Consider the following 22203-nt stretch of genomic DNA (forward strand, 5'->3'; position numbering starts at 1 on the left):
GTCAACCTCTTAACCCGCTCTGAAACAACCGTCTCCCCACATGCGGTCGCTATTTAAGGATTGAAATGAAGTTCCTATGCCCCTCAGAAGCGCTGGCCGAAGGCAGCAGCCGTGGTTTCGAATACGCAGGGCTTCGTGTGCTCGCGGTTCGACGGGAAGGCCGGGTGTACGCCTACCAAAACCGCTGCCCCCATCGAGGCGTCCCACTGGAATGGCAACCGGACCAGTTTCTCGACGCCAGCGCCAGCCTCATCCAGTGCGCTACCCACGGCGCGCTGTTTTTGATTGAAACCGGGGAATGTGTTGCCGGACCTTGCGCCGGGCAATCACTGACGGCCCTTGGCTGCCGAGAAGACAGCCAAGGTGTCTGGTTTATGCCTGAAATCTCAGATGATGACCTCTAAACGACGATCGACCACCACTGCATCAGCGTTCAGGCTCACACCATAGGCCAGCACCTGTACCCCGGCAGCCACTGCCTCGCGCAAGGCTGCGGCATACCCCGGGTCGATTTCTTCAGCCGGGCGCACGGCGTCGACCTCCGTGAGATTGACGCAATACAACTGCACCGCCCGCACACCATCCCGAGCCAGGCTCGCCAGCTCCCGCAAATGTTTGGCGCCACGCTGTGTCACTGCATCCGGGAAGGCCGCCACACGCGAACCATCAAACCCCAAGGTGACGCTCTTGACCTCCACGAAAGCAAAGCCATCGGGGTATTCCAGGCGAAAATCAATCCGACTGTTTTCCTGCCCGTACGCTACTTCTCGCTTGAGTGCGGTAAAGCCATTCAATTCAGTGATCACCCCGGCCAGCAGTGCTTCCTCGATCAAACGATTGGCGCGCCCGGTGTTCACGCACGCCAATCGACCTTGCGGGGTTTCACTGATCTCCCAAGTGCCTGGCAACTTGCGCTTAGGGTCATTGGAACGACTGAACCAGACTTGCCCGCCCTCCACCATGCAATTGAGCATTGAGCCGGTGTTCGGACAGTGGATTGTCATCAGTTCCCCTGTCACGGTTTCGATGTCGGCCAAAAAACGCTTGTAGCGTTTCAGCAAACGCCCTTCTTCCAGCACAGGCAAAAACTGCATCAGTTGCTCCAGCTCTTGAGCCCGCGGGCGATTCGCTCAACAGCCTCCTGCAACCGTGGCAAACTTTGCGTGTAGGCAAAGCGCACATGGTGCCCGGACTGAAAGCGACCGAAATCCAGGCCCGGGGTAAAGGCGATGTGTTCCGTTTCAAGAAAATGCCGACAAAACTCAAAGGCATCACCGCCAAAAGCACTGATGTCGGCATACAGGTAAAACGCGCCTTCCGGCTCTACCGCAATACCGAAGCCCAGCTCACGCAAGGCGGGTAACAGGAAATCCCGACGGCGCCCAAATTCGGACCGGCGCTCTTCAAGAATGGCCAGCGTCTGTGGCTCGAAGCAGGCTAACGCGGCGTACTGGGCCATGCTGGGAGCGCTGATATAGAGGTTCTGCGCGAGTTTCTCCAGGTCGGCCACCGCTTCGGGTGGTGCCACCAGCCAGCCCAGGCGCCAGCCTGTCATGCCGAAATACTTGGAGAAACTATTGAGCACAAAGGCACTGTCATCGACTTCCAGCACGCTGGCCGCGTCGCAGCCGTATGTCAGGCCGTGATAAATCTCGTCCACCACCAAATGCCCGTTGCGCGCCTTGACCGCGGCCGACAATGTCGCCAGCTCGTCGCGGGTCAGGATCGTACCGGTCGGATTCGCCGGAGATGCCACCAAAGCCCCAACGCTGTCCTGGTTCCAGTGGCGCTCGACCAGCTCGGCAGTCAGTTGGTAACGCACATCGGGCCCTACGGGCACCAATTGCGCAGCACCTTCAACCAAGCGTAAGAAATGCCTGTTACACGGGTAGCCCGGATCTGCAAGTAGCCAGTGTTTTCCAGGATCGACCAGTAAGCTGCTGGCTAAAAGCAGAGCCCCGGAACCGCCGGGCGTGATCAGAATACGGGAAGGGTCAATGTTCAACCGGTAACGGTCACGGTAAAAGCCCGAGATGGCCTCGCGCAGTTCAGGCAGGCCGCGTGCCGCGGTATAACGGGTCTTTCCGGCCGCCAGTGCCGCCTGACCCGCAGCAATGATTGGTTCAGCAGTGGTGAAGTCCGGCTCACCGATTTCCAGGTGAATCACATCATGCCCCGCCGCCTGGAGCTCGTTGGCACGCGCCAGCAACGCCATCACGTGAAACGGTTCGATCGCGCGGCTGCGCGCACTGTATGACTGAGCCATGAGCCTGCCTTCCTGGGTAAGCAAAAGGCCGATTCTACCCAAGCAAGGCCCCAAGGGAGAGCTAATTACTGTCTTAAGCGGCTGTCCAGTAGAACCAAACGGCGCAAGCGCCCGTCATAGCTCGACTAGAATTATTAATCAGCCACTAATCTCAAGGATCACAGGCTCTGCGTACAACCACTGGCAGCGAGCTAGACAACCGGGAGTAGCGCGGCCCGATTTGATCTGGTAAGTTCGCCCGCTTGCAGCCGCAGGGCCGGCAGGTGTCGGTGATGTTGCAATCCTGCGCAATGGATTAGAAGAATGAGAGGCGGTCCATTTCATGCCCACACAAGCAAAGCAACAGAATAGTCAACTTAGCGGGTTCGAACCCTACGTTGAAAAGAAAGGCGAAGAGTACATGGGCGAGCCCATGCGCAAGCACTTCACCAAAATTCTGCAAAAGTGGAAACAGGACTTGATGCAGGAAGTCGACCGCACCGTTGATCATATGAAAGACGAAGCGGCAAACTTTCCTGACCCGGCCGACCGCGCCAGCCAGGAAGAAGAATTCAGCCTGGAACTGCGTGCTCGTGATCGCGAGCGCAAGCTGATCAAGAAAATCGACAAGACGCTGCAACTGATCGAGGACGAAGAATACGGCTGGTGCGAATCCTGCGGCGTTGAAATCGGTATTCGTCGACTCGAAGCCCGTCCCACTGCCGACATGTGCGTAGACTGCAAAACCTTGGCTGAAATCAAGGAAAAACAAGTCGGCAAGTAATCGCCGGCTTGACCAAATGGGGCGTGCGAACGCCCCATTTTTGTTTCTGCAGTTTGGTCGCAGGGCTCTGTAGCCGCTGCCGCAGACTGCGTTAAGGCCCGAAGGGCCTTCAACGTACCAGGGGTGCTACGTCGCAGCGACGCACCATCCCCATCGCAGCCTTTGGCAGCGGCTACAGGATTTTTGTCATGACTGCTCCCTCCTACATCGGGCGCTTCGCCCCAACGCCCAGTGGCCACTTGCATTTTGGCTCGTTGGTCGCCGCCCTCGCCTCTTATCTTGATGCCCGTGCAGTGGGCGGCCGCTGGTTGCTGCGCATGGAAGACCTCGATCCGCCGCGGGAAATGCCCGGAGCCCAGGCCGCGATTCTCCATGCCCTTGAGCAATATGGTTTTGAATGGGATGGCGAGCTGGTTCGCCAGAGCGACCGGCACGCCGCTTACGCCGAAGTGGTGGATCGACTGTTCAGTCTGGGCCTGGCTTACGCCTGCACCTGTTCGCGCAAGCAACTGGAGGGATATAACGGCATTTACCCGGGGCTGTGCCGAAATGCGGGACACTCGATGGATAATGCCGCCATACGCCTGCGCGTTCCCGAGCTGACCTATGCCTTCGAAGACCGGGTGCAGGGTGAATATCGACAGCATCTGGGCCGGGAGGTGGGGGATTTTGTGATTCGCCGGCGCGACGGCCTGTACGCCTATCAATTGGCCGTAGTGCTGGATGATGCCTGGCAGGGAGTCACGGATATCGTACGCGGGGCCGACTTGCTGGACTCCACTGCGCGTCAGCTCTATCTGCAAGAGCTCCTGGGATTGTCGCAACCCCGTTATCTGCATGTGCCGCTGATCGTGCAACCCGATGGCCACAAACTCGGCAAATCCTACCGCTCGCCACCCCTGACACCCGATCAGGCCACACCGTTACTGCTTCGTGCCCTGCGCACATTGGGCCAGGTCACCGATGACTGCCTGAATGATGCCACCCCGCGTGAAGTCCTCGATTGGGCGATCACGCACTGGGACGCTAACCTTATCCCGCGTACGCTGACCCTGGCCGAAGCGCAATTACGCTGACAGCCCTTGCAGGTTGCCAGCCATCCGTTACCATCGCCGCACGTTTTTGGGCATGCGGCCTGTAAAAGTGAGGGCAGGATGTATATCTATCGATTGGTCCTGTTACTGGTTGTCGGGATCTACCTGTTTTCTCCCGCCATCATGGATTGGTGGATCGACGCGACGGGCGCCTGGTACAGGCCCTATCTGCTCTGGCTGATTCTGATCGTTGTGACCTTTATTCTGCAGAGCCAAAAAGATGCCGATGAGCTTTAGCCTGACCCAGATGATCCTCATCAGCGCCGCTTATTTGACGGTGCTGTTTGGCGTAGCCTGGATCAGTGAACGCGGCATGATCCCGCGTGCAATCATTCGTCACCCGCTGACCTACACCTTGTCACTTGGCGTGTACGCCAGCGCCTGGGCGTTTTATGGCACGGTCGGTCTCGCTTACGAGTACGGCTACGGGTTCCTCTCCAGCTACCTCGGCGTTTCCGGAGCCTTTCTGCTTGCCCCGGTGCTGCTGTACCCGATTCTGAAAATCACCCGCACCTATCAACTCTCATCGCTCGCCGACCTGTTCGCCTTTCGTTTTCGCAGCACCTGGGCCGGGGCGCTCACCACGATTTTCATGTTGATTGGCGTGCTGCCGCTGCTGGCCCTGCAAATCCAGGCGGTAGCAGACTCCATCAGCATCCTGACCCGCGAGCCGGTACAGCATCGTGTCGCCCTGAGCTTCTGCGCACTGATCACTCTGTTCACGATTTTCTTCGGCTCGCGGCACATCGCAACCCGTGAAAAACATGAAGGCCTGGTGTTTGCCATTGCCTTTGAGTCAGTGATCAAATTGATTGCCATTGGCGGCGTCGGCCTTTATGCGCTGTACGGTGTGTTCGATGGCCCGCAGCAACTTGAAGTATGGCTGCTGCAAAATCAGACCGCTCTCGCCGCCCTGCACACGCCCCTGCAAGAAGGGCCGTGGCGTACGCTGCTGCTAGTGTTTTTTGCCTCCGCGATTGTCATGCCGCACATGTATCACATGACCTTCACCGAGAACCTCAACCCGCGAGCGCTGGTCAGTGCCAGCTGGGGCTTGCCGCTGTTTTTGCTGTTGATGAGCCTGGCCGTACCGCTGATTCTCTGGGCGGGCCTCAAACTCGGCGCCACCACCAATCCCGAGTACTTCACCCTCGGTATCGGTATTGCTGCAAACAGCAAATCCCTGGCGTTACTGGCCTACATCGGCGGTCTTTCCGCCTCCAGCGGTTTGATAATTGTCACGACCCTGGCGTTGTCGGGCATGGCCTTGAACCACCTCGTTCTGCCGCTGTACCAACCGCCTGCCGAGGGCAATATCTACCGTTGGCTGAAATGGACACGTCGTGCACTGATCGTGGCCATCATCATGGCCGGCTATGGTTTCTACCTGCTGCTGGGCGCCGAGCAGGACCTGGCCAACCTGGGCATCGTCGCCTTTGTCGCCACACTGCAGTTCCTGCCGGGCGTGCTCTCGGTACTGTACTGGCCAACCGCCAACCGTCGTGGCTTCATCGCCGGCCTGTTGGCGGGGATCAGTGTCTGGATGATCAGCATGCTGTTCCCGCTGGTCGGCAATTTTCAGGGGTTCTACATCCCGTGGCTGAACATGATCTACGTGCTGGACGAAACCAGTTGGCACATGGCAGCCATCGCGTCGCTGGCCGCCAACGTTCTGATGTTCACCCTGATTTCGCTGTTCACCAACGCCAGCGCTGAAGAGACCAGCGCCGCAGAAGCCTGTGCCGTCGACAACGTGCGGCGTCCGCAACGTCGTGAACTGCATGCGGCTTCGCCGCAAGAATTTGCCACGCAACTGGCCAAGCCGCTGGGTGCCAAGGCCGCGCAAAAGGAAGTCGAACAAGCCTTGCGCGATCTTTACCTTCCCTTCGATGAACGCCGGCCATATGCCTTGCGGCGCCTGCGGGACCGGATTGAAGCCAACCTCTCCGGCTTGATGGGCCCCAGCGTCGCGCAAGACATGGTCGAAACCTTCCTGCCTTACAAATCAGGCGGCGAAAACTACGTCACCGAAGACATTCACTTTATTGAAAGCCGGCTGGAAGACTATCACTCACGCCTCACAGGCCTGGCCGCCGAACTTGATGCATTGCGCCGCTATCACCGCCAAACCTTGCAAGAGCTGCCCATGGGCGTGTGTTCCCTGGCCAAGGATCAGGAAATCCTGATGTGGAACAAGGCCATGGAAGAGTTGACCGGCATCCCGGCGCAACGGGTGGTGGGCTCGCGACTGAACACTCTGGGCGACCCTTGGCGCCAGCTGCTGCAAGGCTTCATCGACCTGCCCGACGAACACTTGCACAAACAGCATTTGGCCCTCGATGGTCAGACTCGCTGGCTGAATTTACACAAGGCGGCCATTGATGAACCCTTGGCCCCAGGTAACAGTGGCCTGGTGTTACTGGTCGAAGACCTGACAGAAACGCAGATGCTCGAAGACAAACTGGTGCACTCCGAGCGCCTGGCCAGTATCGGCCGCCTTGCGGCGGGGGTGGCTCATGAAATCGGCAACCCGGTCACCGGCATCGCCTGCCTGGCGCAGAACCTGCGCGAAGAACGGGAAGACGACAGCGAATTGACCGAAATCAGCAGTCAGATCCTTGAGCAGACCAAACGCATCTCTCGCATCGTCCAGTCCTTGATGAGCTTTGCCCATGCCGGCAGTCATCAACACAACGATGAGCCCGTTTGTCTGGCCGAAGTGGCCCAGGATGCAATCGGACTGCTGGCCTTGAACCGGCGCAATTTCGAGGTGCAGTTTTACAACCTCTGCGATCCCGATCACTGGGTCGATGGCGACCCTCAACGTCTGGCCCAAGTGCTGATCAACTTGCTGTCCAACGCCCGTGATGCCTCCCCTGCCGGTTGTGCAGTGAGGGTCAAGAGTGAAATCAGCGAACACACCGTCGACCTGATTGTGGAAGACGAAGGTACAGGTATTCCGAAGAACATCATGGACCGATTGTTCGAACCTTTTTTCACCACCAAGGACCCTGGCGAAGGCACCGGTCTGGGCCTTGCACTGGTCTATTCCATCGTTGAAGAGCATTATGGACAGATCACCATCGACAGCCCGGCTGACATTCAAAGCCAACGCGGAACCCGTATCCGGGTGACATTACCGCGTCATGTCGAAGCGACGTCCGCTGTGAACTGAGACCGTCGAGAGAACCGAATCAATGCCGCATATTTTGATCGTCGAAGATGAAACCATCATCCGCTCCGCATTACGCCGCTTACTGGAGCGTAATCAGTACCAAGTCAGCGAAGCTGGCTCGGTGCAGGAGGCGCAGGAGCGTTTCAGCATTCCCTCGTTCGACTTGATTGTCAGCGACCTGCGCCTGCCTGGCGCCCCGGGCACCGAGCTGATAAAGCTGGGTCAAGGTAAGCCGGTGCTGATCATGACCAGCTATGCCAGCCTGCGCTCAGCCGTTGACTCGATGAAAATGGGGGCTGTCGATTACATCGCCAAACCCTTTGATCATGACGAAATGCTGCAGGCCGTCGCCCGCATCCTGCGTGATCGGCAGAACGTCCAAGGTGTTCCCGCCGAGCGCACTGCCAAAACGGCTGCTGCCGATAAACCCGGGGTGGATAACAGCAATGCCGAAATAGGCATCATCGGTTCATGTCCGCCGATGCTCGACATGTACAGCAAAATCCGCAAAGTCGCGCCCACCGACTCCAATGTCCTGATTCAAGGCGAGTCCGGTACCGGCAAGGAGCTGGTCGCCCGCGCACTGCACAACCTGTCGAAACGCGCCAAGGCACCGATGATCTCGGTGAACTGCGCTGCGATTCCCGAATCGCTGATCGAATCCGAACTGTTCGGCCACGAAAAAGGGGCGTTTACCGGCGCCAGCGCCGGACGCGCCGGGCTGGTCGAGGCTGCCGATGGCGGGACGCTGTTTCTCGATGAAATCGGTGAATTGCCGCTTGAAGCCCAAGCGCGGCTGCTTCGGGTGCTGCAAGAAGGCGAAATTCGCCGCGTGGGCTCCGTGCAATCGCAAAAAGTGGATGTGCGCCTGATCGCCGCGACCCACCGGGATCTCAAAAGCCTGGCCAAAGTCGGTCAGTTCCGTGAAGACTTGTACTACCGCCTGCACGTCATCGCACTCAAGCTGCCCGCTTTGCGTGAGCGTGGCGCCGACGTCAACGAAATTGCCCATGCGTTCCTCGCTCGCCAAAGTGCTCGCGTAGGCCGCACCGATTTGAAATTCGCCCCTGACGCCGAGCGAGCAATTAGCCATTACTCATGGCCAGGTAACGTTCGCGAGCTGGAAAACGCAGTAGAGCGTGCCGTAATCCTGTGCGAAAACCCGGAAATCTCGGCCGACCTGCTGGGCATCGATATCGAGCTGAGCGATCTGCAAGATGACGACTTCATCGGTCTGGCTCCCCAGCAAAGCATCGGCAGCGGTAACACCAGCCTGGACCCGAGCGAAGACCTGTCACTGGAAGACTACTTCCAGCATTTCGTTCTGGAACATCAGGACCACATGACCGAGACCGAACTGGCCCGCAAACTCGGGGTTAGCCGTAAATGCCTGTGGGAACGCCGCCAGCGCCTGGGTATTCCACGCAGGAAAACCGGCGTCGCCAGCGAGAACTGAGGGGGAGGTAACACTCCCCAATGTGAAAAAACTGTTACCTCAGTCTAAACACGTAACAAAAGCCGGGTCTTACGGTAACGAAGACCCGGCTTTTTTTGGCTCTCAAAAAAGCAAAAACCTCGAAACCCCCTTATTTTGCTGGTCCTCGCAAAAGTTGGCACGCCCCCTGCTATATGTATTCGTACAAGAACAATAAGAATCACAGCAGCACACAATAAAAATAAGACGTATCGGCTCACGCATAACAAAAACAACACGGCGGAGGCGCAGCTAACTGATTCTTTTGGAGAGGCGTTGATATTGGGGCCAGCCCCACGACTAGGCAGAGAACAACAAAAACTGCACTTAAAGCAGAGCCTGAACTAGTTGGATCACAGATCACATCAACTCAGCGACCAAAGCAATCCGTTTGCTCTTATCTCCCGATTGGGAGGGCTACACAGGCAAAACCTCTGTAGCCAGGGCGATTAACAAAAACAAGAAGCCCGCAATCAATAATAAAAATAGAGCACGCAACTACTTCTGGGGGAGCTTCGGCTCCCCTTGTGGTTTCTGCCTTTCAGCAAAATCTTCAACCTGTCTAAACCCTGCCTCTTACCGCTATTTTCACTCTCCGGGCACAGCTTCGGCAGGCTGAGCGGTTCAGCTTCCTACACCATCCCCTGACTAAATGCTAGAATCCCCGCCCATCATGCGGTCATTCTTCGTTTTGGCCGAACATTCCTTCAAACAGTGCATCCCATGCTGAAGAAGCTGTTCCAGTCATTCCGTTCTCCCAAGCGTCATACGCAACAACTGCGTAGCACCCCTGAAGTGCTCAACAGCAGCCAACACTCGCTGCAACGTGCCCAGTTCAGCCGGTACGCAGTCAATATCGTCGAGCGCCTGCAGAACGCCGGTTACCAGGCCTATCTGGTCGGTGGTTGCGTACGCGACATGTTGCTCAACATCACGCCCAAGGACTTTGACGTCGCCACCAGCGCGACGCCAGAACAAGTGCGTGCCGAGTTCCGCAATGCGCGGATCATCGGTCGGCGCTTCAAGTTGGTACACATCCATTTCGGTCGTGAAATCATTGAGGTTGCGACCTTCCGCGCCAATCACCCGCAAAACGACGAAGAGGAAGACAGCAACCAGTCCTCGCGTAACGAAAGCGGGCGCATTCTGCGCGACAACGTCTATGGCACCCTTGAAGAAGACGCCCAGCGTCGAGACTTCACGATCAACGCCCTGTATTACGATCCGGTCAGCGAGCGCATCCTCGATTACGCCAACGGCGTACACGATATTCGCAATCGCCTGCTGCGCCTGATTGGCGATCCGCAACAGCGCTATCAGGAAGACCCCGTGCGCATGCTGCGGGCTGTGCGCTTTGCCGCCAAGCTCGACTTCGGCATCGAAAAGCACACTGCCGCACCGATTCGTGAACTGGCGCCGATGTTGCGCGAGATCCCGTCTGCCCGCCTCTTCGAAGAAGTCCTCAAGCTGTTCCTCTCGGGGAATGCTTCTGACACCTTCGAAATGCTGGTTGATCTCGAATTGTTTGATCCACTGTTCCCGGCCAGCGCCGAAGCACTGGAACACAACCCGACGTACACCCACACGTTGATCAGCGAAGCACTGCGCAACACCGATCTGCGGATCAAACAGGGTAAACCGGTCACACCGGCGTTCCTGTTTGCAGCCTTGCTGTGGCCTGCCCTGCCGGCGCGCGTCCTGCGTCTGCAGGATCGTGGCATGCCGCCGATTCCGGCAATGCAGGAAGCCGCCCACGAACTGATCAGCGAACAGTGCCAGCGGATTGCAATCCCCAAACGCTTCACCATGCCGATCCGCGAGATCTGGGACATGCAGGAACGTCTACCGCGTCGCAGCGGCAAACGCGCCGATATGCTGCTGGACAACCCGCGTTTCCGTGCAGGCTATGACTTCTTGCTACTGCGCGAAGCCGCTGGCGAGCAGACCAATGGCCTGGGTGAATGGTGGACGGATTACCAGGATGCCAATGACAGTGGCCGCCGCGATATGATCCGCGACCTGAGCAATGCCAAAGATGACGGCGCAGGGCCTGCACCGCGCAAGCGTCGCCGCACCAGCAGCAGTAAACGCAAACGCAGCAGCGCCGCGGACGAGTAAGCGATGGAGCGTATCTACATCGGTATGGGCAGCAATCTGGCCGACCCAGACGATCAATTGCGTAGCGCTGTCCAGGCGTTGACGCAATTGCCCGACTCCCGATTCGTCGGGGTTTCGGCGTTCTATCAAAGTGATTCGTTACTGCCCGGCCAACCACGCTATACCAATGCCGTGGCGGCCATCGACAGCACGCTTGCGCCTCTGGACTTGCTCGATGCCTTGCAAGCCATTGAGCGTGATCAAGGTCGTGAACGGCACGAGCGTTGGGGCCCACGCACACTGGACCTGGACATCCTGCTGTTCGGCGATCGACTGATCGACGAACCACGCCTCAAAGTCCCGCATTACCACATGCATGCCCGCCCCTTCGTGCTTTACCCGCTGGCCGAACTGGCACCTGCCTCCCTCGAACTCGCGGATGGCCGCAGCCTTGAGCAACTCTTGGCTGAGTGCCCATTTGTCGGACTGGAACGGATCAACCCCAGCGCTGAATCGAATCAATAACCGCGGTAACACCTGTGCGGTAACACCCGGAATTGACTTCCAGAGTCCTCGTCACGACTATAGGCATCCCGCTGCCGTTCACTGGACGGCGCAATGTGAAAAGCAGGCTTTCCAAGCACCCTCTATAAGGTGTGCCTGTTTATAACGATGAATCACGCGCGTTACTCGCAGTGGTTATCACACTGCCTGACGAGGATCCTTTTCATGCCAGCTATCACCTTGACCTCCCTGCAAAGCCTTAAGCAAAAAGGTGAAAAAATCACCATGCTGACGTGCTATGACGCCACCTTCGCCCACACCTGCAATCAGGCCGGTGTCGAAGTGTTACTGGTAGGCGACTCCCTGGGCATGGTTTTACAAGGACATGACAGCACTTTGCCAGTCACCAACGCCGAGATGGCGTATCACGTGGCATGCGTCAAACGCGGCAACCAGGACGCCATGATCATTGCCGACCTGCCCTTCATGGCGAATGCCACACTCGAACAAACCCTGAACAACAGCGCTCAACTGATGAAAGCAGGTGCGCACATGGTCAAGGTCGAAGGTGCCGTCTGGCTGGCCGAGTCGATCCGAGTGCTGACCGAACGCGGCATCCCGGTGTGTGCACACATGGGCCTGACCCCTCAGACGGTGAACGTCCTGGGCGGTTACAAAGTCCAGGGGCGCAGCGAGAACCAGGCCCGCCAGATGCGTGCCGACGCTATTGCCCTGGAACAGGCGGGCGCGGCGATGCTGCTGCTTGAATGCGTACCGAGCGAATTGGCAAAGGAAATCACCCACGCGGTGAATATCCCGGTCATCGGTATCGGTGCCGGCAGCGATACCGACGGCCAGGTGCTGGTGCTGCATGACATGCTCGGCCTGTCACTCACCGGGCGCATGCCCAAGTTCGTGAAGAACTTCATGGCGGGCCAACCTGACATTCAATCGGCAATCAGCGCGTACGTGACTGAAGTCAAAGCCGTCAGCTTTCCTGGCACTGAACACGGATTCTCTGCATGAACACTGTAAAAACCGTCCGCGAGTTACGCGCCGCTGTCGCTCGGGCTCGTAGCGAAGGCAAGCAGATCGGCCTCGTCCCGACCATGGGCAATCTACACAGCGGGCATACGGCCCTGGTCACCACGGCAGCTCAGCAAGCCGATTTTGTGGTCGCAAGCATTTTCGTCAATCCGCTGCAATTTGGCGCCAACGAAGACCTCGATACCTACCCGCGCACCCTTGCGGCCGATCAGGAGAAACTCCTGCAAGCGGGCTGCCATTTGTTGTTCGCACCTTCCGTGGAAGAGATGTACCCCCATGGCATGTCAGGCCTGACGCGAGTCAAGGCCGCTGAACTGAGCAATGAGCTGTGCGGCAGCCGCCGCCCCGGGCATTTCGATGGCGTGACCACGGTCGTCAGCAAGCTGTTCAACATGGTTCAGCCCGACCTGGCCATCTTCGGACAAAAGGACTATCAGCAGTTGGCGGTCATTCGCGCCATGGTGCATGACCTGAATATGCCGATCCAGATTATTGGCGAGCCGACAGTACGTGCCGACGATGGGCTGGCCTTGTCTTCACGCAACGGCTATTTAAGCGAAGAGCAACGCGCTGTAGCGCCAGCGCTGTATCGCCACCTGAGCGAAATGGCCCGTGCCGTTGAAGCAGGCGAACGCGATTACCCCGCGCTGGTGGGCCAGCACGTGGCTGAAATCGAAGCCACCGGGTTTCGCGCGGATTATCTGGAAGTGCGCCACGCGCGGACATTGCTCCCGGCACACGTCACTGACCGTGATGTGGTCATTCTGGTTGCCGCCTACCTGGGCAGCACGCGCCTGATCGACAATGTGCACCTCAATCTCGACAGCGTGCTCTGATATCTGCGGTTGCCGGGATCATTGATTCGCCCGTCTTCCATCAACGATACTGAATCGCTTCAGCTTGCGTCACACCGCCGTGACAAAACTCAGTACGCGTTGTCAGACAAAAGCAAGACAGAAGCAGGCGCGGGGTTTAATGTAATCGCCCTGCTTCTGGCTGACGTGCAGAAACAGACTGACCGAATACCCCGATGTTAAATCGGAGGTTTCGATGTTTCCGGTGTCCAAAAGGCAGTTCAAGCAAAAGGATATTCGCAGCGATGGCGTACTACCGCACTCCTCACGACGTTACCGCTCTGCCCGCTTGGCAAGCGTTGAAACTCCACCGCATCGACATGCAAAACTTCAGCATGCGCGATGCGTTTAACAGCAACCCGAAACGCTTTGAAGAGTTCACTCTGAGCAGCTGCGGGTTGTTTCTGGATTACTCGAAAAACCTGATCACCAACGAGACCCGTGAACTGCTGGTTGATCTGGCGAACGAGGTCGACCTCAAAGGGGCGATCCATTCGCTGTTCTCGGGCGAAATCGTCAATGCCTCTGAAGGCCGCCCGGCCTTGCACACCGCCTTGCGTCGACCCGTGGCCGACAAACTGTCGGTGAATGGCGCGGACATCATGCCTGAGGTGCATAAAGTCCTGAATCAGATGACCGAGCTGGTCGGCCGGATTCACGATGGCCTGTGGCGCGGCTACACCGAGAAACCTATCACTGACATCGTCAACATCGGTATTGGCGGCTCGTTCCTGGGCCCTGAGCTGGTGTCTGAAGCGCTGTTGTCCTACGCGCAAAAAGGTGTTCGCTGCCATTACCTGGCTAACATCGATGGCACTGAGTTCCATGAGCTCTCGCACAAGATTCGTGCCGAAACCACGCTGTTTATCGTTTCGTCCAAATCCTTCAACACCCTTGAAACCCTGAAAAACGCTCAGGCCTCCCGCGCCTGGTATCTGGCACAGGGTGGTTCGGAAGCTGAACTGCATCGCCACTTCATCGCCGTATCGAGCAATAACGCGGCAGCGGTAGCGTTCGGTATTCGTGAAGAAAACATCTTCCCGATGTGGGATTGGGTGGGCGGTCGTTACTCGCTGTGGTCCGCCATTGGCTTGCCGATTGCGCTGGCCATTGGCATGTCCAACTTCAAGGAACTGCTGTCCGGCGCCTACAGCATGGATCAGCACTTCCAGAACGCCCCCTTCGAACAGAACATGCCGGTCTTGATGGCCGCGCTAGGCGTTTGGTACGGCAACTTCTGGGGCGCGAAGAGCCACGCGATCCTGCCGTATGACCACTACTTGCGCAACATCACCAAGCACCTGCAACAGCTGGACATGGAGTCCAACGGCAAGAGTGTTCGGCAGGACGGCACACCTGTGTCCACCGATACGGGCCCGGTCATCTGGGGCGGCGTAGGCTGTAACGGCCAGCACGCGTATCACCAGTTGCTGCATCAGGGTACGCAAATGATCCCGGCCGACTTTATCGTGCCGATCGTCAGCTTCAACCCGGTGGCCGATCACCATCAGTGGCTGTACGCCAACTGTCTGTCGCAGAGCCAGGCGCTGATGCTGGGTAAAACCCTTGAAGAAGCCGAAACGGAATTGCGCGACAAAGGCATGTCCGAGGCCGAAGTTCAAAAACTCGCACCGCACAAGGTGATTCCGGGCAACCGTCCGAGCAACACTCTGGTGGTCGAGCGCATCAGCCCGCGTCGCCTCGGGGCACTGGTTGCGCTGTACGAGCACAAGGTCTTCGTACAGAGCGTGATCTGGGGCATCAACGCCTTCGACCAATGGGGTGTCGAGTTGGGCAAGGAGCTCGGCAAGGGTGTCTACAACCGCCTGACCGGTCTCCAGGAAGAGCCTGCCGACGATGCTTCGACCCAAGGCCTGATCAACTACTTCCGCGGCCGTCATCGCGGTTGATTGATAGCCGGCCAGTCGCCTGCGACTGGCTGGCACAACCGAGAGCGCATGGAATTCATCCGCCGCCCCATCGAACGCCAGATCATGAGCCTGAGCGGGCTTTCACTCGGCCAGCTCGATCTCGAAAATCCCAAAGGCGACCCCGGCCTGTTTGGCCCGGAGTCCATCAGTTGGCAGGTACATGGTGATTTCACCAGCATGCTGATTGGCGGCATCAGCGCCTTGATGCTGCAAGCCTTGCACCCTCTGGCTCTGGCCGGGGTGTGGGATCACTCCAACTTTCGCCAGGACATGCTCGGACGGCTACGCCGCACCGGACAGTTCATTTCCGGCACGACCTTTGGCGCCACCCAGGACGCCAACTGGCTGATCGACAAAGTACGCACCATTCACCTGCAAGTCACAGGCACCGCTCTCGATGGCCGGCTCTACGCCGCCAGCGATCCCGAGTTGCTGACCTGGGTACATGTGGCTGAAGTCAGCAACTTCCTCGCGGCCCACCTGCGCTATCGCAACCCGCACTTGTCCGACGCTGACCAGGACCGTTATTACGACGAAATAGCCTTGGTTGCTGAGCGTTTGGGCGCCACCCACGTGCCGCGCACGCGCCAGCAAGTTGCGACTTACCTCCAGGACATTCGCCCGCAATTACAGTGTGATGAGCGCAGCCATGAAGTTATTCGCTTGCTGCTGAGCGCGCCCTCCCCCAGCAGACTCGCCAAACCCTTCCGCGCCTTGATGATGCAAGCCGGAATTGACCTGCTGCCAGATTGGGCCAGCGATCAATTGGGACTTAATCAACACCCGCTGACTCGTCAGCTGATTCATACCGGCGTGAACAGTACGGCGCCCATCCTGCGCTGGGCGGTGCGTAATGGATCGGTACAGCGAGCCCGGCGACGAATGGGGCTTTTGTAGACGCTGCCAAAGGCTGCGATAAAGCCCCAAGCCTGCAGTGGCTACACGATTTGGCCATTTCTATGCCAACATGCCCGCCAGCTTCCAAGCACTGCATTCCAATAATAAAGAGGACTCCCGCCATGCAAGACGTCGTAATTGTTGCCGCTACCCGCACTGCTGTTGGCAGCTTTCAGGGCTCGCTGGCCCAGGTACCGGCCGTAGAACTTGGTGCGGCGGTCATTCGCCAGTTGCTGGCACAAACCGGAGTGGACGGTGCTCAGATCGACGAAGTGATCATGGGCCAGGTCTTGACCGCCGGCGCCGGCCAGAACCCTGCACGCCAGGCCGCGATCAAAGCCGGTCTGCCCTTCGCCGTACCTGCACTGACCCTGAACAAGGTCTGCGGCTCCGGTCTGAAGGCCTTGCACCTGGCCACACAGGCCATACGTTGCGGCGATGCCGAGGTGATCATTGCCGGCGGCCAGGAAAACATGAGCCTGTCCCATTACGTCATGCCCGGCGCACGTACCGGCCTGCGTATGGGCCACAGCCAGATCGTCGACACCATGATCAGCGACGGTCTGTGGGATGCATTCAACGATTACCACATGGGCATCACTGCCGAAAACCTTGTGGACAAGTACAACATCAGCCGTGAAGATCAGGACGCCTTCGCCGCCCTGTCTCAACAAAAGGCAATCGCGGCCATCTCGGCGGGGCGTTTTGTGGATGAGATCACGCCGATCCTGATTCCCCAGCGCAAGGGCGACCCACTGTCGTTCGCCACCGACGAACAACCTCGAGCTGGCACCACCGCCGAAGCACTCGCCAAACTGAAACCCGCGTTCAAAAAAGACGGTTCTGTCACCGCAGGTAACGCCTCCTCACTCAATGACGGTGCGGCAGCGGTCATGCTGATGAGCGCTACCAAGGCCAAAGCCCTGGGGTTGCCGGTGCTGGCCAGAATCGCCGCCTACGCCAATGCCGGCGTAGACCCGGCCATCATGGGCATCGGGCCGGTGAGTGCCACTCAGCGCTGCCTGAGCAAAGCCGGCTGGAACCTTGAGCAACTGGACCTGATCGAAGCCAACGAAGCCTTCGCCGCTCAAGCGCTGTCAGTCGGCAAAGAGCTGGCGTGGGATGCCAGCAAGGTCAATGTCAACGGCGGGGCCATTGCCATCGGCCACCCGATCGGTGCATCAGGTTGCCGGATCCTCGTCACTCTGCTTCATGAAATGCTCAAGCGTGACGTCAAAAAAGGCCTCGCCACCTTGTGCATAGGTGGTGGCCAAGGCGTGGCCCTGGCAATCGAACGCGAGTAAAAACCGCAGCCGCTGCCGCAGACTGCAATGGACTGCACCGCATGCCTGACACTCAGAAGGCCCTGCGGGGCCTTATCGCAGCCTTAGGCAGCGGCTGCAAACCCGCCCCTTCTATTCTGTTAAACTGCCGCGCCTTATCCATCCCCCAAGGCGCACCGCATGTCTTCCTTGAATCAGGCGCTGCGCGCCGCCCTCGATAACCGTCACGACCTGCTGGCCGAACTGCACACTCAGGGCACGGATTGTTATCGCCTGTTTCACGGTAGCCAGGAAGGTGCCGGCGGTCTGACCATTGACCGTTATGGCCCACAGTTACTGGTCCAAAGCTTCCATCAACGGCTTGAACGCGATGATCTCTTGCAACTGCATGAGACGATCAATCGCCATCTGGACCTGGATTTGCTGCTGGTCTACAACGACCGCTCCCAAGGCAACTCGCGCATTGATCGGGATGACACCGTGTACCGCGCCGAGGACGCCGCACTGGCCGATATGGTCGGGCATGAATGGGGGCTCAACTACCGCGTACGCGGGCGTCATGCCGGTCAAGACCCCCTGCTGTTTCTTGACCTGCGCAACGCTCGCGGCTGGGTCAAACAACACAGCGCCGGCAAAAGCGTACTCAATCTCTTCGCCTACACCTGTGGCGTCGGCCTGAGTGCTGCTGCGGGCGGCGCGCGTGAAGTCTGCAACCTGGACTTTGCCGAAGGCAACCTGGCGGTAGGCCGCGAAAATGGCCTGCTGAACCCGGAGTTGAAAACGATGAAGTTCGTGCAGTCGGATTACTTTGCCGCTATCCGCCAGTTGGCCGGCCTGCCGATCATTCAACGCCGCCACAAACTGCCCGCCTATCCGCGCCTTGAACCCCGTGAGTATGACCTGGTGCTGCTCGACCCACCGGCATGGGCCAAAAGCGCTTTCGGGACTGTTGACCTATTGCGTGACTACCAAAGCTTGCTCAAGCCCGCGGTACTGGCCACGGCACCTGATGGCGTGCTGATTTGCTGTAATAATCTGGCAAAAGTCAGCATGGACGACTGGCGCGAACAGGTTCTACGATGCGCCGAGAAGGCTGGACGCCCGGTTCGCGACTGGCAGGTTCTGACACCGGCCAGCGATTTTCCGTCCCTGGACCAGCAACCGCCATTGAAAACACTGATTCTCCAGTTTTAAAACGCCTGGCAGGATACGAACGACTTCGAGGAAATAAGGCCTTCGTATCGGAACCAGAAACGCGTGCCATACTCAAAGGCACCTCCGACTGCATAAGACGACGCCAGCACATGCTCAAAGGATTGATCCGCGCCCTCGGCGCCGCACTGATTGCTCTCGCACTTTATAGTTTGCTGGGCTTTTTGATCTTGCCCGGAATTGGCTTGAGAATTATCAACCAGCAACTGGCCAACTACGCCACTGTCCCCGCCAAACTCGACAGGCTGGAGCTTAACCCCTTCAGCCTGGAGCTGACATTGTGGGGCTTGACCGTTGGCGAGCCGGGCAAGGAGCAAGTCGGCTTTGAGCGGTTCTACACCAATCTGCAGGTAGACAGCCTGTGGACCAAAGCCTTGCACCTTACCGAGGTGCAACTGGACAAGCCCAAGACCGAATTGCTGTTTGCCAAGGACGGAACACTCAATCTGACCCAGTTGTTCAAGCTCCCTGCCAGCGAACCCACACCGAGCGATCCCGACAGCAAACCGTTCCCGGTGCGCATTGATAACATCAAGCTCGCAGACGGTTATCTGCACTTCGTCGACAAGCGTCCAGGCGAGCCCATCGAGTTCCTGTATGACGCGATGAATCTTGAGCTGAAGAACCTCAGCACCTTGCCCGATGACAATGCCGACATGACGCTGGTTGCAGCGGGGCCCGAGGGTGGGCGTATCGACTGGAACGGCACTCTGAGCCTGGTACCGATTGCTTCCAAGGGCTCGCTCAAGGTCACCGATGGCAAGATGAAAGTCTGGTGGCCTTATGTCCGTGACGCGCTACCACTGGTCCTTGAGGACGGCGTCCTTAACTTCAGCACCGACTACACATTGAATCTGGCCAAAGAGACCGAAATAGTCCTGAGCAACGCCTCTGCCAGTATTGCCCCTTTCAGGATCAACGCCCCTGACGGTCGCCCTCTGGCACGCCTTGAACGGCTGAACATCAGCGACACCACCGTTGACCTGGCAAAGCAAAAAGTCGTCGTCGGCAAAATCGACAGTAAAAACCTTGAAACCTGGGCAACCCGTGAAAGCGATGGCCAGCTCGACTGGCAAAAGCTGTTTGCCGGCCAACCGGCCAGGACCGCACCCACCTCCACAGATCCAGTAACCGTCGAAGCACCGAAACCTGAGCCCGTGGCACCAGGCAAACCCTGGCAAGTGCTGCTCAAGGACGTCCAGCTACGCGATTATCGGGTTCACCTCGCGGATAAAGAACCAAAAACGCCTGTGGCGCTGGATATCGGCCCACTGAACCTGGACCTGAAAAACTTCGACAGCCTGAATCAGTCCCCTTTCGGCCTCAAGCTCGACACGGGCATCGGCAAGCAAGGCAAGCTCACTGCCAGCGGTGACGTTAACCTGAGCCCCATCAGCGCCAAGCTGAAGGTCACCACCAAAGACATCGACCTGCGTGTCGCTCAAGCCTACATCGACCCGTTTGTGCGACTCGAACTGCGCAGCGGCATGCTCGGGAGTGATCTGGCCGTCGACCTCACGAACATCGAGCCTTTAGCCTTTACCGTGGATGGCCAGGTTCAGGTCGATCAATTGCACACACTCGACACCCTCAAGAATCGCGACTTCCTCAAGTGGCAACGCCTGGTTCTGGAGAACCTCAAGTACCAACACGGCGACAGCCTGTCGATGAGCCGGGTCAACCTCACCCAGCCTTACGTGCGTTTCATGATCAATGATGATCGCACCACCAACGTGGACGACCTGCTGATCCCGCAACCCGCAAACAGTGGCAGCACCAGTGCAGCCAAGCCGGCTGCCACTCAGGACAAACCGCTGGGCATCCATGTCGGCGGGATTGTTATCAATAACGGCTCGGCCAACTTTGCCGACTTCAGCCTGACCCCCAACTTCGCCACGGCCGTCCAGCAGCTCAACGGGCAAATCGGCACCATTGACAGCCGTCAGGCCAAGCCGGCCTCGGTGAATATCGCAGGCAAGGTCGACCGTTATGCTCCCGTCACGATCAAAGGCAGCGTCAATCCATTCGATCCAATGGCCAGTCTCGATATTGCGACCAGTTTCAAACGTGTCGAGCTGACCACCCTGACGCCCTACTCAGGCAAGTTTGCCGGCTACCGTATCCGTAAAGGCCGCCTGAACCTCGACTTGCATTACCTGATCACCAATGGGCAGCTCAAGGCCGAGAACAAAGTGGTGGTCGAGCAATTGCAACTGGGTGAGAAAGTCGACAGTCCGGATGCTGTCAATTTGCCCTTGAAACTGGCCATCGCCCTGCTCAAGGACTCCGACGGCAAGATATCCATTGAACTGCCTGTCACCGGCGACCTGAACAACCCTCAGTTCAGCGTCATGCCTATCGTCTGGCAAACCCTGCGTAATCTGGTGGTACGGGCTGCTCAGGCTCCCTTCAAGTTCATTGGTGGCCTGATTAGCGGTGGAGGCGCTGAGGACCTGGGTACGGTGTCATTCACCTCAGGCTCGAGCGAGCTGAGCCCTGATGCCCAAAAGTCCCTCACAACCCTTGCCAGCGCCCTTAAAGAGCGTCCTGCACTGCGCTTGGAGATCGAAGGCACCGCCGCGCAAAAAAGCGACGGGCCACCGATTGCTCAAGAGCGACTTGAGCGGGAATACCAATACACCTACTACAAGATTCTTCAGCGTCGCGGCGAGAAAGTCCCCGCACAGGCATCCGAACTCAACGTTCCTGATGATGAGAAAGGCGCCTTGCTTGAAGGCATTTATCGCGCCCGCCTGAAACAGCAGCCGCCTGCTGAGTGGGCTGATCTGAGTCGTACCGAACGAGCCAGCAAAATGAGCGACGCCTTGATCACCTACTGGGGAACAAGCGAAGTCTTGCTGCGTCAACTGGGACAAGAGCGCGCCAGCAGTATCAAGGACTATCTGGTAGACAAGGGGCAACTGGCTGACGAACGCGTTTACTTCGTCGATGCCACGCTGGGTGAGCCCGAGAGCGACGGTCGAGTGATCTCGCCCCTGCATCTGGACAGTGAATAACGACAACCTGCCTGGCGGAATAGAACAGCCCCCGACGCAAGCGTCGAGGGCTGTAATGGCCATATCCATATGGCCGTCGCATGAACCTATTTGAAAGCCAGCAGATGCTTCACTTGAATCATCTGCTCCTGCTTTCCCCCGGCTCTACGAGAAAATGTAATTACTCAGACTTCAGGCCATCAGCCGAAACGGCTTGAACACCTTTGATCTTTTTAGTGATGTCGACAGCGAGTTGTTTCTGCGCGTCGGTGATTGCTACGTCTGACGACAGGGAAACTACGCCCTTATTGGTTTCGACCTTGATGTCGCTGCCCGGAATGCCTTTCTCAGTCAGCAGGTCAGACTTGACCTTGGTGGTGATCCAGGTATCAGAAGTAGCTTCCTTGGCTTTCTCTACTTCACCTGCAGCCACAGTCATCGGGGCTTGAGTAGAAGCCTGGGCGGCAAATGCAGCATTGGCCATGGTCAGGGTCAGAGCGGTAGCAGTTGCAGCAGCGATAGCGAACTTCTTCATACGAGTAACTCCTGTCTTCTTTAAAATCTGCGCCGTCTTATGGCAGCAGGGTTACCAGTAATATTGCAGGCTCTG

At 58.0% G+C, this 22203-nt stretch carries 18 protein-coding genes; 15 read left to right on the top strand and 3 right to left on the bottom strand.

Annotation, left to right across the window (positions count from 1 at the left end; translation table 11 throughout):
• The first annotated feature begins 65 nt into the window (after positions 1-65).
• Complete coding sequence (locus DQN55_RS18665) at positions 66-404, top strand: Rieske (2Fe-2S) protein (protein ID WP_048383741.1); 339 nt, start codon at positions 66-68, stop codon at positions 402-404.
• On the opposite strand, the gene sfsA is transcribed toward DQN55_RS18665, so the two are convergent.
• On the bottom strand, positions 387-1094 hold the full coding sequence (gene sfsA / locus DQN55_RS18670; protein WP_048383739.1) for a DNA/RNA nuclease SfsA: 708 nt from the start codon (positions 1092-1094) through the stop codon (positions 387-389). The two genes, DQN55_RS18665 and sfsA, sit on opposite strands and share 18 nt — an antisense overlap.
• The gene (locus DQN55_RS18675; protein WP_048383737.1) at positions 1094-2266 is read right to left on the bottom strand and encodes a pyridoxal phosphate-dependent aminotransferase; all 1173 of its coding nucleotides are present in this window, start codon (positions 2264-2266) and stop codon (positions 1094-1096) included. Before DQN55_RS18675 ends, sfsA begins: the two co-directional genes overlap by 1 nt.
• A gap of 322 nt (positions 2267-2588) precedes the next feature.
• Here DQN55_RS18675 and dksA point away from each other — a divergent pair, with 322 nt between their 5' ends.
• The 14 genes from dksA (at position 2589) to DQN55_RS18750 (ending at position 21614) form a co-directional block, all read left to right on the top strand.
• Positions 2589-3029: an RNA polymerase-binding protein DksA gene (dksA, locus tag DQN55_RS18680; protein WP_003439669.1), complete on the top strand. Its 441-nt coding sequence runs from the start codon at positions 2589-2591 to the stop codon at positions 3027-3029.
• A gap of 188 nt (positions 3030-3217) precedes the next feature.
• The gene (gene gluQRS / locus DQN55_RS18685; RefSeq protein ID WP_048383735.1) at positions 3218-4105 is read left to right on the top strand and encodes a tRNA glutamyl-Q(34) synthetase GluQRS; all 888 of its coding nucleotides are present in this window, start codon (positions 3218-3220) and stop codon (positions 4103-4105) included.
• Positions 4106-4183: 78 nt separating this feature from the next.
• Complete coding sequence (locus tag DQN55_RS18690; protein WP_003176118.1) at positions 4184-4360, top strand: hypothetical protein; 177 nt, start codon at positions 4184-4186, stop codon at positions 4358-4360.
• A complete protein-coding gene (locus DQN55_RS18695) occupies positions 4344-7298 on the top strand; it encodes a sensor histidine kinase (RefSeq protein ID WP_162199361.1) in 2955 nt (984 codons plus the stop codon). Before DQN55_RS18690 ends, DQN55_RS18695 begins: the two co-directional genes overlap by 17 nt.
• Before the next feature lie 22 nt (positions 7299-7320).
• A complete protein-coding gene (locus tag DQN55_RS18700; RefSeq protein WP_048383731.1) occupies positions 7321-8754 on the top strand; it encodes a sigma-54-dependent transcriptional regulator in 1434 nt (477 codons plus the stop codon).
• Between the two features lie 741 nt (positions 8755-9495).
• Positions 9496-10890, top strand: coding sequence for a polynucleotide adenylyltransferase PcnB (locus DQN55_RS18710; RefSeq protein ID WP_048383728.1), 1395 nt, complete (start codon positions 9496-9498; stop codon positions 10888-10890).
• A 3-nt stretch (positions 10891-10893) separates the two neighbouring features.
• The gene (gene folK / locus DQN55_RS18715; protein ID WP_048383727.1) at positions 10894-11394 is read left to right on the top strand and encodes a 2-amino-4-hydroxy-6-hydroxymethyldihydropteridine diphosphokinase; all 501 of its coding nucleotides are present in this window, start codon (positions 10894-10896) and stop codon (positions 11392-11394) included.
• Positions 11395-11598: 204 nt separating this feature from the next.
• Complete coding sequence (gene panB, locus DQN55_RS18720; RefSeq protein ID WP_048383725.1) at positions 11599-12399, top strand: 3-methyl-2-oxobutanoate hydroxymethyltransferase; 801 nt, start codon at positions 11599-11601, stop codon at positions 12397-12399.
• On the top strand, positions 12396-13256 hold the full coding sequence (gene panC / locus DQN55_RS18725; protein WP_048383723.1) for a pantoate--beta-alanine ligase: 861 nt from the start codon (positions 12396-12398) through the stop codon (positions 13254-13256). Before panB ends, panC begins: the two co-directional genes overlap by 4 nt.
• A 263-nt stretch (positions 13257-13519) precedes the next feature.
• The gene (gene pgi, locus DQN55_RS18730; protein ID WP_048383721.1) at positions 13520-15184 is read left to right on the top strand and encodes a glucose-6-phosphate isomerase; all 1665 of its coding nucleotides are present in this window, start codon (positions 13520-13522) and stop codon (positions 15182-15184) included.
• A 48-nt stretch (positions 15185-15232) separates the two neighbouring features.
• Positions 15233-16102, top strand: a complete 870-nt coding sequence (locus DQN55_RS18735; RefSeq protein ID WP_048383719.1) for an oxygenase MpaB family protein — start codon at positions 15233-15235, stop codon at positions 16100-16102.
• Positions 16103-16224: 122 nt separating this feature from the next.
• Positions 16225-17406, top strand: coding sequence for an acetyl-CoA C-acetyltransferase (locus DQN55_RS18740; RefSeq protein WP_048383717.1), 1182 nt, complete (start codon positions 16225-16227; stop codon positions 17404-17406).
• Between the two features lie 159 nt (positions 17407-17565).
• On the top strand, positions 17566-18579 hold the full coding sequence (locus DQN55_RS18745; RefSeq protein WP_048383715.1) for a class I SAM-dependent rRNA methyltransferase: 1014 nt from the start codon (positions 17566-17568) through the stop codon (positions 18577-18579).
• 110 nt (positions 18580-18689) lie between these two features.
• The gene (locus tag DQN55_RS18750) at positions 18690-21614 is read left to right on the top strand and encodes a DUF748 domain-containing protein (RefSeq protein ID WP_048383713.1); all 2925 of its coding nucleotides are present in this window, start codon (positions 18690-18692) and stop codon (positions 21612-21614) included.
• A 160-nt stretch (positions 21615-21774) separates the two neighbouring features.
• Here the strand turns inward: DQN55_RS18750 and DQN55_RS18755 are convergent, their stop codons facing one another.
• Complete coding sequence (locus DQN55_RS18755) at positions 21775-22128, bottom strand: BON domain-containing protein (protein ID WP_048383710.1); 354 nt, start codon at positions 22126-22128, stop codon at positions 21775-21777.
• Positions 22129-22203 lie beyond the last annotated feature (75 nt).

Origin of the sequence: Pseudomonas taetrolens (assembly GCF_900475285.1) — a bacterium.
In the GTDB taxonomy this organism is placed as follows: domain Bacteria; phylum Pseudomonadota; class Gammaproteobacteria; order Pseudomonadales; family Pseudomonadaceae; genus Aquipseudomonas; species Aquipseudomonas taetrolens.